Genomic DNA, 12498 nt, shown 5'->3' with positions numbered 1-12498 from the left:
TACACCTGAAGCAACCGCTCCATCAACAAGTAATTCTACTTCAAAGGAAATTATAGTGGAGGCTTCAGCTTATACAGCTTCATGTGATGGATGTTCTGGTATTACTTCTACAGGAATTAACCTTAAAACAAACCCAAATGCAAAGGTCATCTCAGTTGACCCAACTGTTATTCCGCTTGGTAGTAAAGTCTATGTAGAAGGCTATGGTGAAGCAATTGCAGGAGATACTGGAGGAGCCATTAAAGGAAAACGAATCGATGTTTTCTTTCCTTCTCAACAAGATGCAATCGATTTTGGCGTAAAACAACTAAAGGTAACAATATTAAACTAACAATTCCCATCCTATATTTAGGGTTTAATATATATGAACAATAAGGTGACTTGAATCCTTATTTAAAGCAAAAAAGAACCAGATTGGGTTCTTTTTTGCTTATTTCCCCAGCCCATCTAAAGAGGTCCTGCCTTACATATAGGCAGGACCTCATAGTTTTATTTAAGCATTGTCGCAGTTAAAAATTCCCGAGTTCTCTCCTCTTTCGGATGGTCAAAAAATTGTTCAGGTGTGCCGCGTTCAATAATTTTCCCATCGTGCATATACACAATCCAATCAGCTACTTCTCTTGCGAATCCCATTTCATGGGTTACAACAACCATTGTCATTCCTTCTTCAGCCAAGTCTTTCATTGTTGTCAAAACCTCTCCCACAAGCTCGGGATCGAGTGCCGATGTTGGCTCATCAAAAAGCATAATGTCTGGTTCCATCGCAAGTGCTCTAGCAATCGCTACCCGTTGCTTTTGCCCCCCTGATAGTTTACTAGGATAGACATCCGATTTATCTTCCAAACCTACTTTTCTCAGTAATAGTTTTGCTTTGTTGATAGCCTTCTCTTTGTCTACACCCTTTACCATAATAGGTGCTTCAATAATATTTTCCAAAACCGTTTTATGTGGGAATAAGTTGAAATTTTGAAACACCATACCTACCTTTTCTCTAATCTTATTAAGGTCATCTGTCCGTGGATTGACTTCATTTCCCTCGATTATAATATTGCCGTTATCCTTTCTTTCTAAAAAGTTCAAACAGCGAAGGAGGGTACTTTTCCCTGACCCACTCGATCCTATTAGACAAACAACATCACTCTCGTAAACTGTCATGTCGATATTTTTCAATACATGTAAATCTCCAAACGATTTATTCAATTGATTTATTTTAATCATTTCCTTGGTGTCCATTTTTTTCAGCTCCTATCTGTCGCTTATTGCTAATTTCAGTTCAGTTCGGTTCACTACAAATGTCATCAACGCTACCAGTAATAAATAGTAGACTGCTACGATGAGTAAATAGGTCATTTCATCAAAATTATTTGATCCTAGTGTTGTCGCCACATTAAACAGCTCATTCATGGAGATAAATGCGGCCAACGAAGAATCTTTTAAACTGATGATAAATTGATTGCCTAAAGGCGGCAACGCTCGACGAAATGCCTGTGGAAGAATAATTCTTCTTAATGTCAGTATCTTTGTCATTCCCAAAGAGCGGCCTGCCTCAACCTGACCTTTATCGACTGCCTGAATTGCGCCTCGAAGGATTTCAGAAATATAAGCTCCATTATGTAACGCTAGAGCAAGTGAAGCAGCCCAAAAATCAGGAATAAGGAAAATCCCGCTTATTCCGAAGTAAAGAATAAATATTTGGACAATCAGCGGTGTTCCGCGGACCAAATAGACATATATATCTGAAATAAGTTTTAAAATTTTGATATTAGAAATTTTTAATAGAGCAAAGACAAGTCCAATGACAATTCCTAGTATGATAGAAACCACCGTCAGCTCTAATGTTAATAGCATTGCTTTAAAAAATATTCCTTTTGTTTCCATTAGTATGTTAAAAAAATGCGAAAAACTTGGCAAAGTACTACTTCCTTTCTTTCTATAGCATTGATTTATTCTGGTTTTTTGGTAATGTCCTCACCAAAATATTTAATACTGATTTGAGTCAGTGTCCCATTTTCCCGGAGGTGTTCCAAAGATTCATTTACTCGCTTCAATAGTTTTGGATTATCCTGGGGCAGCACAATCGCCTGTTCACTGCGATTAATTAATTGCTGTCCTTTAATCTTAAATCCTTCTTTTTCAGCTGTTTTTCCTGTAACAAAATCTGTAATGACCGCATCATGACGTCCAGTGCTCAACGCCTTTAAAGCTGTAATATCGCTGTCATATGTTTTTACATTGTCTGTATACTCGGAAGCTGTATCGGCATATGTCGATCCTTTTGCAACAGCTACTTCCTTTCCCTTTAAATCTTCGACAGTCTTAATTTTACTGTCAGGTCTGGTGAAAATTTTCGGTCCAGAATAGTAATACGGTGTAGAGAAAGAAACATGTTTACTTCGCTGCGGGTTAATCGTGTGGCTCGCAACCGCTGCATCCGCTCGGCCTGTTTTTACCCCTTCTACAATCCCTTTGAACTTGATTCGTTTCTGAACCGGCTCAAGGCCCATTTCCTTTGCAATCGCTTCCCCAACCTCAATATCAAAGCCCGACATTGTGAGATCGTCATTCATATAACTAAATGGCTTAAATTCACCAGAAGTAGCAAAAACAAATTGGTTTTTATTTATCAGTTCAGATCCATCCTCAAGCTGCTTCTTCTCTGTACAACCAGACAAAAAGCAGACTACGATTATACTAAAGACCAATATTAACTTTTTATTCAACAACATGTTGGCTATGACTCCTTTTCCCTTTCGATTATTCCTACAATGCCTGTTACTATGTAACTTGCTTATGATAGTTAATACCCTGTCCACTCCTGATAAAACAAAAAAGTGTCAAGCACTGTTAATAGTACCCGACACTTTTGAAACATTTTTAATTTATATACATCTCTTTCAAGTGTTCTCTCTCCTCAAATATTGATGCTTTTTAGACGTTAAAAAAAGATTATTCATTGGTGAATTTAATATAACATTTCTCATCAATATAAACTGACTGTTCAAATACTTTGTTTATATAATTGCCCAAATGCTTTAGTACTCACTATGGAAGACAATTTTATAAGCAAATGGTGTGGTACAAATATGTCTTTGAATCGTTAAACCTTCTTCTCTACAACTGTCTACTAAAAAAACAGCACCAATATAAAATTGATACTGCCTTAATTAACCACACTTACTTGTGATATGGTTCACCGTTGCACCTTTAATGGAGGTTATTAATTTTCTAAGTCGCTGCTGAGGAAGCAGCTGCGTCAGCCTTCACACAATCAATTGCAACAACGAATGCAATAATGATTTCCTCCATCTCCTCATCCAATATTTGAACTTTATAACTATCTCCCCAAGTGAACCACTCCTTGTTCACTTTACCGATGACTTCACCATGCTGTAAGACCTGAAACTCCATATCCCACCAGTTACCGTGTATCTCCATGTCTGCCCCATCAATCGTATAGCGTGCTTTAAAGAAAGAAAACTCTTTCTTAATCGTTAACACCTCTCGACCATTTACCTCAATAAAAAACTTCGGTAAAAAGCTGAACACCTTTTTCGTAATAAGGGCTACTTCATCTCTTGTTTTATTCATAATGGAGAAAGTCTTTGGAATTTGCATAAAACTACCTTCTACGTAATAAACATCCTTTTCCTGCTGATCCTTTATTGTGAATTTGCTACTTAGACTGAATACCTTTTGCTTTATATAAAGTTGCTTCATTCTATACCTCCTTCGAAATAGCATATCAATATAGCGCAGATTTCATCATAGCTATTAATAATTATCAAAATAGTTTATTGAAATTTGGACTTATAAATTTATTTATTCAGAGCATCAAATGTCAATACCTTACAACACTAAAGAAGCGTTTCATCTTTTCATATATAAGTAAATTTTATAAAAAAAGTAGTTCCTTCAGATCCTGTTTGAAATTCAATTTTTGCGTTATGACGGGCAGCAATTGCATAGCAGATACCTAGACCTAAGCCAGTGCCATTATCTTTGGTCGTGTAAAATGGAGTACCCAATTTCTCTACTATCGCAGGACTGATACCTTCTCCTTGATCCTGTACTGCAAGAATTACACAATTCCCATCCCCTTTGTAGGTACTGATGGATAGAACCTTACCTATGTTCATTGATTCTAAGCCATTACGGTATAGATTTATTATCAATTGTCGTATTTCGTTACGATTTAAAAGTAAATCTGGAATGTCATTCAGATTAAATTGAATAATTTTATTTTGATTAAATGCATCTATCTCTATTAAAGGCGTAATATCGCGAATAATAGAATTTAAATCTAACATCTGTAAATCGGATGTCTTAGTATTACCTATAGAAAGAAATTCAGTAATAATAGAATTAGCACGGTCAAGCTCTTCGATCATGACATTAAAGTAATCATTATGTTTTTCGAATTCGCTCTCTTTTTTTAATAGCTGCAAAAATCCTCGTACTGTTGTCATAGGATTTCTAATCTCATGGCTAATACCTGCTGCCATCTGACCTATTAAGTCTAGGTTTGATAATCTTTTCAATTCCTTCTCATATTTCTTTTTTTCAGTTATGTTTTTTAAAAGGCAACAGATTCCCTCATCATATGGGTACGCAACTGCTTCGTACCAATAATCACCATAAGCTGAGGTCATTTCGAAATGTACTGCTATTCGCTCTGACATCGCACGATGAAATTCTTTATACATGACCGTATCTACACATTTCGGGAAAATTTCCCATATACTTTGTCCTAATACATCCTTTGCCGTTTTCCTTTGCGGCAAATATTGATGTTTATTCATGTAAAGAAATTCCCACTCTTTGTTCAATGCAAAGAATCCATCCGTTATACTTTCAATAACACTTGTAACCTTTTCATTAGCAGCAGCTAGTTCCCTTGTTCGCTCTTCTACCATATTTTCAAGTTGGTCCATATATAACAAGTTTGAAATTGTAGGCGCTGTGGCTTCGACTATCGATTTTGCTAATTGAATTTGAGATTCATGGAAATTACATGTTTCCCCTCCTAAATTGACAACTGTTATAACCCCTAATACTTCCCCCATTGAAATCAGTGGCATCATAAAAAGACTCATACTATCTATATTTGGAGTGAGAATTATACTTTTTGTTTCAATAATCTGTTGAATCATAGCTTCGTAGCTTTGGTTCATTCCTATGCTTTTTAGATTCTCCATCCAATCGGCTTCTGTCCAATCACAGTCTGTATTAAATTTCATGAATGTCATTGTGTTTTTTCCCAATGGATCCAGGAGGTGGGCTGCACTTTTTTCGCTACCTAAAACCTTTCCTAAGTAGTAAAAACATTTATCAAGACTTTTCTGCACGGAGGAACACATCGACAAATCACGTGTAACATTGAGTAACAATTGTTTTTCTGCAATAAGGTTTTCCTTTTGCTTTAAATTATTTGCGTTTTGAATTGCAACTGCAGCCATATTTACATATGCTTCAACACTCTGAATTTCTGATTCTGTTAAATTCATCGGTGTTCCATAATCAAATAAAAAAACTAAACCAAATATCTCTTGCTCATATGAAATAGGCAGTGCTAATAAGGATTTAATTTTGAAGGCTTCTACCGATCTCGGGTCCGGCCGATTATCCTTTGAGGTATCAGAGATATAGATGGTTTTTTTAGTTTCAATAACCTCTTTAGCCAGTAAGTCTGTTTCAACATCAATTACCTGTGTATCGAGGGTTATGCCATTCATATCTTCTGGCTTTCCCACAAATCCTCTAAATGTGCCATCTTTTTCTGGTAAATAAATACCCACCGAGTTACATTGCACGATTTCCTCGGAAATTGCCTGCGTTACACGCTGTAAAACTTCACGTAGTTCTAACTTTGTATTAATTACTTTGGTTATACTCGCGAGCCTAGAATATCTCGTCTGTTCACTTAACATTCACAATGTCTCCAATCAAAACCTACTAAAAGTAAAAGTATAATTTCTAGCTAACAGTCTAGTTCTAAATTAGTTTATATTATATCTGTATCCTATTATACATGGAAAACCTCTCTTACTTATGGTACGGTTTACCGTGATAGCGCTAGTTTGTTTCGACCCGATGATAGGAACGACCATAAGGCTTCTAATAACTCCAATTCGCTTTTGTTAGTTCCTGCTATTATTCCATTGCCAGTCACCTTCAATGACTCTATCCCCTCAATAGACCATACATATGATACCGATGAATAAGAACTGATTGTTGATTCTGTTTGCATGAGCTACATTCTCCGAATCATTTTGATTCATAAATCTACTATATTCCCATTTTATTCTTAAACTCAGTTTGGAGAAAAAGGACTATCCAACAAATTCTTAAATGGAAACAGGTATAGAAAAAGAGAACTTTTTCTATACCTGTTTTTTTGTATCCTTTTTAGTAAATCACTATTTTAGTTGGTGATGGATTGTAGCGAAAGGCAGTTTTTTCTATACTCAACTGGACTTAAACCATCCAGTTTTTCTTTTATTCGTTTTATTATAGAGGAAACCCTGTATATTCATTTTAACGAACCAACAACTGCATTTTTATTTAGTCATAACTTCCAAGGTACTGATATTTTTTCAAAGGAAAATCACTTTTCATCATTAGAAGTTGTACAAAAGTTACTACCCTCATTTATTAAAACTAACATTATTGAATATGGATAAATGAAAACCATCTAGAACGCTGACACTACAATATTCTAGGTGGTTCTTTTTATAAGCCACATTTACTTATTTCCAAACTTCTTGCAATGTATTTCTAAACAATTCATCTAATATTTTAGTAGGATCCTTCGCTTCAACTTTGAGTGATTTAACATATTCTTCGAGTCGTTCCATTTCACTTTCTACAAAGTCGTTAATCACATGAATACGGGGTTCAATATCTAACTCATCACCTATTAGCTTTCGTTTTAAAAGATGCTCAATTGCATTTTTTAATTCGCCCTCCTGAAGGCTATCTTCCAATAGTTCATGGAAGCTAATTGGAGGTGTCGTATTATATTTCACTATCCACTTACAAGCCAATATCGGCCGAAGTACATAAAAATATTTTTTTATTCTTACTTCTGGTCCCTGCAGGTACTCACGATAATTATTTTTTGCCATGTTTAAATAATGGTGGAGCATCGAATTTGGATAAAATACACTCGATTCCAAAGACCGTATGTTATCAACAAATGAGTATTTTTGATAATAAATAATATTGCTTCTTAACCATTCTAAAAGTGGCGGATTATTTTTTCTAAATAGGCGTAGCGCTTTTGTGATTTCCCAACCACTTATATCTAATAAATCATTAATTGGTTCTTCAATTACATCTCTCTTTACTCCAATTCCTTGTGGATCAATCGAGAGATACCATTCAGGAGAATGTATATAAATAAATCGAACATCATAATCACTGTCTTTGGAAGGAAAGCCCCATGCTCTACTTCCTGATTCGACAGCATATAAAATCTTTACCTTATATTTCTCTTCAATTTCTAACAATTTCTTTTGAATGATTTCGTTCATTTACATTTCTCCTTTCATTATGAGCTTAAAAAAACTAGCTTTATCGTTTCTTAATTTCAACTTAACGCTTTAGTATCAATTTAATGAAAGAATCCCACATTATCCACCCTTACTTATGATACGGTTCACCGCTTCTAGTCAAAGTGCGGTTTTTACATTAAATATTCTTTTCCTTTCGTATCTGCCCTTGGTACGATCAAACTGGTTGTAACCTGTTTTACATGTTAGGGAAGCAGTGTGAGAGGTACCTCCTGTTGCGTAATGCGAGCCTGTACCTGTAATACTGAAAGAGTTGGACGTAACGACATCACTTGCCTGATCGAAATTGTTTAGCCTTAACTACTAATAGGCTTTTCCAGTCAGTAAAAGGAGCCTAGTTCTCGCACTATTCAGAACTTAACGAACACTTTGTGCCTTTCATTAGAAATAGGCAAACAAGGTAATAATGGTAAGGTGATTGTTAAAAGCTGTCCCTGCGACGCAAACAATTATTTCGGACTAAGTTCTTTATCTAAGTTTAAACCAACGATTAACTCGTTAATGTAATCCTTAGCCCTGGGATTATGTTCTTTAAATTGAGGCATTAATGAATTAAAAAAAATCATTGGATCTACTACTTCTCCAGTTACATCCATTTTTACTTGCGAAAGGAGGAGAGGCAACAAGTAGTAAACATTAATATCAATTTGATTTTTATCAGGATTTGATATCCCTTTCTCAAACTCAATAAATAATTGTAATGCATCATTTGAGGCATATGCTAAAATATTATTTTTTATTATTGGTAACTGTGCCTCTAGTTTTTCTTTAGATGCTTTATATTCTGTTTCCATTGCAACATCCATATTAATACCATTCTCTGTAAGCCAAACCCCAGTAGCCACATTACTTGCATTGCTACAAAACACTGAAACTTGTAGTGGCAATTCACTTGTTTGTTCTAATGCCATTTGCTTTTTGGCTTGACTAATTGAATTACTTACATTTTTACTAAATTGACTAATCGAAACACCAATTACAACAAGTGTTAATAATATTCCGACGCATTGAATTAAGTCCTGTGTTGTTATTTTCGATAAATTAAACATTTTCGATTTTACACTCCTTTATTTATAAATAAATTAATAGATTACCCCTAAAGATTTACAATGAGATAACCAATATTTGTATTATTGAAAAACCTTACTTAATTATGATACGGTTTTCCGTAATGCGGCTAATTGTAGTTTTTTTAATAGCTCTCCCTGTTCTATTGCTTCTAGAATTTTTAGCTTTATTCCTTCATTATTTTATATATTTTGTCTTTGAATATTTGAACTAGTTAAATCCTTAGCCAAATTAATTCACACCTTCCTATAAAATCACACCTAAATTATCTTTTAAAATATTATATAGACAATCAATAAAAAATACAAAAAAAGTAAAAATAAGAATTAATATACTTCATTCAATTTTAAATTTAATAATAATATCTCTATTACATCTTCTATTTTTATTTTAGAACGAATACGTTACGTCCTACCCCAATGTATCTGCAAATTCTCAAATCCCAGCAAACAAAAAAACAAACCACCAACTACATTAAAATAACTGTAATCGATGGTTTATTAAAAACCGCACTTACTTATGATACGGTTCACCCTTCATAATTCTAAAGCTTCGGTAAATTTGTTCAATCAATACGAGCTTCATCAACTGGTGTGGCAATGTCATCTTGCCAAATGATTGTTTTTCGTCAGCTCGTTTGAGGACATCGTCGTGCAAGCCGAGGGAACCGCCTATAACAAAGGCAATTTTACTTTTTCCATAGGTCATTAATGACTCGATATCTGCTGCCATTTCTTCAGAAGATTTCATTTTGCCGTTTATCGCAAGGGCAATAACGTATGTGTCTGAGCTAAGTTTGGAAAGGATGCGTTCGCCTTCTTTTTTCTTCACAATTTCCATTTCTGCATCACTTAGCTGCTCAGGTGCTTTTTCATCAGGTACTTCAATTACGTCCATTTTTGCGTAGCCACCTAGGCGTTTTACGTATTCGTCGATCCCCATTTTTAAGTACTTTTCTTTAAGTTTTCCGACTGATACAATTGTTATATTCACACGTTATCCACCTTTACATTTCATTTACAAACAAATTATCCACAAAAGTTATCAACATATCCACAAGTGTTTTCTATATATTGTGTAAAGTTATTTACTTGATACAATATATTCTGCTGACTGTTCACAGTAACTACATTTTGTGGATAACTTTTTTTCCTCTTCTACTTTATCCATAATTGGGAATACTTTTTGCTCCGCGACAAACATGTCTAAAGCGTGATCTATATGCTTTTCACAACTGTATTTTTCCATTTAATAGTCTCTCCTTATTTTCCGAAATTTCCACAAACTTATTCACAATTCCGTCTATGTTATCCACAACCTATTGTAACAAAGGAATAGCGAGTAGGGAAGGAAGGCTTTATACCGCTACTCGCTGTGTAAAGTTGTTATTCACAAATTTCTAGTTATCCACACCTGTATTTAATTTATTTCCTAATCGTTAGGGAGCTTTTTATCCTGATTTATTTAAAAAAATCGGTAGTAGATTATACATCTACTACCGATACTGTCATTACAATGAATCGCTATTTGTTAATGTTAATGTTACATCAACTAATTTACCTTGGCGATAAACTTTCATTGTTAATTTATCTCCGATTTTTTTATCGTTATACAAGTGTTTACGTAAATCAATTGATGTTTCGATTTTTTCTCCATCCATTTCAACAATAATATCGTATTGTTGCACGCCCGCTTTTGAAGCTGGTGAGTTGCCCATAACATCTGTAATGACAACGCCTGTTGTGATGTCTTTAGGCAGTTTTAATGTTTGTTGTTGATAGAATGCTGGTACGTCTGTTAAATCAACTAATGTAATACCCATTGTTGGACGTTTCATTTCTCCGTTGCGTTCTAGTTCCTCAATAATTGGTATTGCTGAGTTAATTGGAATCGAGAAGCCTAAACCTTCAACAGATGATTCAGCAATTTTCATGGAGTTAATGCCTACTAATTCACCAGCTATGTTCACTAGTGCACCCCCACTATTACCAGGGTTAATAGCTGCATCTGTTTGTAATACTTCTTGTTGCCAATCTGCTACTTTGTCGCCATTTAAATCAACTGGTACAGAACGATCTTTCCCTGAAACAACACCTGTTGTAACAGAGCCATAAAATTCTAATCCTAGTGGATTCCCGATAGCAATAACTGTTTCGCCTTGTTTTAGTACATCTGAGTTACCAAATGTCGCAACTGTTTTAACATTTTTCGAACTGATTGAAATAACTGCTAAATCTGTCCAAACATCGCTACCGACTAATTGTGCCTCTTCTTTTGAGCCATCTTGCATTGTTACTTCTAATTGTTTTGCCCCTTCAATTACGTGGTTATTTGTTACGATAAAGGCTTTATCACCCTCTATCTTATAAATAACACCTGAGCCACTTCCTGTTTCTGTATCTTGTGTCGTTTGCTGATTCCAAAAACCGCCGCTTGCGACTTCTTGAATATTAGTAATCCCTACAACAGCACCTGATGCTTTATCGACTGCACTTGTGACATCGGTCGTTACTTCTGTAGCTACTTGGTTGATGGTTGTATCATTTTTGCCAGTACTACTTGTTGTTGTCCCCGGCATTTGATTAACAAGTCCAGGAAGCATTAGCCAAACGAGTAAAGCACCGATGATTACGCCAACTAGTCCACTAAAGAAATAACCCCCTTTACCGCCACCACTTCCGTTGCCTCCACCTTTCTTTTTCGAACGCTTCTCTTGCATTTCTTTTTCCTCACGTTCAAGTCTCTCTTGTAGAGGTGATTTCTGGATTTCATCATTATTTAGAAAATCACTGTTTTTATCATCTTCATTAAAATAACTCATGTTCCTCATCCTTTCGTGCGACTGCTCTATCTATTAATTCTTGCCTTTATCATACGATTCAAACATTAAAATTACATGAAAAATAAATAAAATGGGTATAAAAAATAGCTGTTCAATGCATTAATAATAAAATGCAATTGAACAGCTTATCTTTTTAACTATATAGACTCTATTTATTTTTGCAGATAAACAGGCAAGAAATCTCTCATAGCCTTTATGCTAACTCGATACTCACTCTTGTCCTATTTTTAAACCGTTACTAGCTTTGTCGGCTCCTCAGCATCCGTATCTAATAAACGGACATACTCACCTGCAATAATCCCACAAGATTGCAACGTTTGGGAAACGCTCATGCGCGCTAGCTCTTTCATATTATTATCTTTACTTAAATGTGATAAGTAAATATTCGTTGGCTTTTCAAACACAACCTCACTCATCGCAATAGCTGCATCTTCATTTGATACATGTCCTACATCACTCAAAATACGACGCTTTATGGACCAAGGGTAACGTCCCATTTGTAGCATATTGACATCATGATTACTTTCGAACACAAAGGAATCTGCGCCGCGAATAATACCCTTCATACGGTCGCTAACATAGCCTGTATCGGTAATAATCACGAGTTTACGACCATTCTCATGAAATGTATAAAACATCGGATCTGCTGCATCGTGGGAAACGGCAAAAGATTCAATTGATAGTGTGCCAAAATGCTTCACCGTCTCCATTTCAAACTCAAAACGTTGCTCTACAGGAATATCTCCTACGAGTCCGTCCATTGCCTGCCACGTTTTTGCATTCGCATATATCGGTACATTATATTTACGCGCTAATACGCCAATTCCTTTAATATGATCACTATGTTCGTGAGTAACTAAAATGCCACTTAGCTGTTTCATATTGCGGTCGATTTTTGCAAAGAGCTGCTCCATCTTTTTTCCACTAAAGCCAGCGTCGACAATAAATGCATGATTATCGTTCTCTACATAAATCGAATTGCCTGTACTGCCACTTGCTAAAACACTAAATCGCATC

Annotated in this window: 12 protein-coding genes; 1 reads left to right on the top strand and 11 read right to left on the bottom strand. The window is 35.3% G+C overall.

Annotation, left to right across the window (positions count from 1 at the left end; all coding sequences use genetic code 11):
• The coding region (locus ACIP9G_RS17100) for a 3D domain-containing protein (RefSeq protein WP_401020934.1) at positions 1 to 331 on the top strand (331 nt) is incomplete at its 5' end.
• Positions 332 to 489: 158 nt separating this feature from the next.
• Here the strand turns inward: ACIP9G_RS17100 and ACIP9G_RS17095 are convergent.
• The 11 genes from ACIP9G_RS17095 to ACIP9G_RS17045 all read right to left on the bottom strand — a co-directional run bounded on the left by ACIP9G_RS17095 (position 490) and on the right by ACIP9G_RS17045 (position 12497).
• On the bottom strand, positions 490 to 1233 hold the full coding sequence (locus ACIP9G_RS17095; protein WP_401020931.1) for an amino acid ABC transporter ATP-binding protein: 744 nt from the start codon (positions 1231 to 1233) through the stop codon (positions 490 to 492).
• A gap of 12 nt (positions 1234 to 1245) precedes the next feature.
• Positions 1246 to 1911 (bottom strand): amino acid ABC transporter permease, encoded by a 666-nt coding sequence (locus ACIP9G_RS17090; RefSeq protein WP_401020928.1) that lies wholly within the window; start codon positions 1909 to 1911, stop codon positions 1246 to 1248.
• Positions 1912 to 1943: 32 nt separating this feature from the next.
• Positions 1944 to 2726, bottom strand: a complete 783-nt coding sequence (locus ACIP9G_RS17085; protein WP_401020926.1) for a transporter substrate-binding domain-containing protein — start codon at positions 2724 to 2726, stop codon at positions 1944 to 1946.
• Positions 2727 to 3225: 499 nt separating this feature from the next.
• A complete protein-coding gene (locus ACIP9G_RS17080) occupies positions 3226 to 3717 on the bottom strand; it encodes an LURP-one-related/scramblase family protein (RefSeq protein WP_401020924.1) in 492 nt (163 codons plus the stop codon).
• Between the two features lie 158 nt (positions 3718 to 3875).
• Positions 3876 to 5927, bottom strand: coding sequence for a GAF domain-containing sensor histidine kinase (locus ACIP9G_RS17075; RefSeq protein WP_401020922.1), 2052 nt, complete (start codon positions 5925 to 5927; stop codon positions 3876 to 3878).
• Between the two features lie 819 nt (positions 5928 to 6746).
• On the bottom strand, positions 6747 to 7532 hold the full coding sequence (locus ACIP9G_RS17070; RefSeq protein ID WP_340821575.1) for a nucleotidyltransferase domain-containing protein: 786 nt from the start codon (positions 7530 to 7532) through the stop codon (positions 6747 to 6749).
• 488 nt (positions 7533 to 8020) lie between these two features.
• Positions 8021 to 8620: a hypothetical protein gene (locus tag ACIP9G_RS17065; RefSeq protein WP_401020920.1), complete on the bottom strand. Its 600-nt coding sequence runs from the start codon at positions 8618 to 8620 to the stop codon at positions 8021 to 8023.
• Between the two features lie 532 nt (positions 8621 to 9152).
• A complete protein-coding gene (gene rlmH / locus ACIP9G_RS17060; protein ID WP_401020917.1) occupies positions 9153 to 9632 on the bottom strand; it encodes a 23S rRNA (pseudouridine(1915)-N(3))-methyltransferase RlmH in 480 nt (159 codons plus the stop codon).
• A 90-nt stretch (positions 9633 to 9722) separates the two neighbouring features.
• Complete coding sequence (locus tag ACIP9G_RS17055) at positions 9723 to 9887, bottom strand: CxxH/CxxC protein (RefSeq protein WP_340821556.1); 165 nt, start codon at positions 9885 to 9887, stop codon at positions 9723 to 9725.
• A gap of 262 nt (positions 9888 to 10149) precedes the next feature.
• The gene (locus tag ACIP9G_RS17050) at positions 10150 to 11460 is read right to left on the bottom strand and encodes a S1C family serine protease (RefSeq protein WP_340821555.1); all 1311 of its coding nucleotides are present in this window, start codon (positions 11458 to 11460) and stop codon (positions 10150 to 10152) included.
• A gap of 248 nt (positions 11461 to 11708) precedes the next feature.
• Positions 11709 to 12497, bottom strand: coding sequence for an MBL fold metallo-hydrolase (locus ACIP9G_RS17045; protein WP_401021127.1), 789 nt, complete (start codon positions 12495 to 12497; stop codon positions 11709 to 11711).
• Position 12498: the final 1 nt, after the last annotated feature.

This window comes from Lysinibacillus sp. NPDC093197 (genome assembly GCF_044754025.1).
GTDB lineage: Bacteria > Bacillota > Bacilli > Bacillales_A > Planococcaceae > Lysinibacillus.
The sequence above is the reverse complement of the archived record's forward strand: the minus strand, read 5'-3'. Positions and strand labels throughout refer to the sequence as shown.

Bases quoted from the DNA above. Each gene is read 5' to 3' on its own strand.
- ACIP9G_RS17095 (WP_401020931.1), bottom strand. From the start codon at position 1,233: ATGGACACCAAGGAAATGATTAAAATAAATCAATTGAATAAATCGTTT.
- ACIP9G_RS17085 (WP_401020926.1), bottom strand. From the start codon at position 2,726: ATGTTGTTGAATAAAAAGTTAATATTGGTCTTTAGTATAATCGTAGTC.
- ACIP9G_RS17080 (WP_401020924.1), bottom strand. From the start codon at position 3,717: ATGAAGCAACTTTATATAAAGCAAAAGGTATTCAGTCTAAGTAGCAAA.
- ACIP9G_RS17075 (WP_401020922.1), bottom strand. From the start codon at position 5,927: ATGTTAAGTGAACAGACGAGATATTCTAGGCTCGCGAGTATAACCAAA.
- ACIP9G_RS17070 (WP_340821575.1), bottom strand. From the start codon at position 7,532: ATGAACGAAATCATTCAAAAGAAATTGTTAGAAATTGAAGAGAAATAT.
- ACIP9G_RS17065 (WP_401020920.1), bottom strand. From the start codon at position 8,620: ATGTTTAATTTATCGAAAATAACAACACAGGACTTAATTCAATGCGTC.
- ACIP9G_RS17055 (WP_340821556.1), bottom strand. From the start codon at position 9,887: ATGGAAAAATACAGTTGTGAAAAGCATATAGATCACGCTTTAGACATG.
- ACIP9G_RS17050 (WP_340821555.1), bottom strand. From the start codon at position 11,460: ATGAGTTATTTTAATGAAGATGATAAAAACAGTGATTTTCTAAATAAT.
- ACIP9G_RS17045 (WP_401021127.1), bottom strand. From the start codon at position 12,497: ATGCGATTTAGTGTTTTAGCAAGTGGCAGTACAGGCAATTCGATTTAT.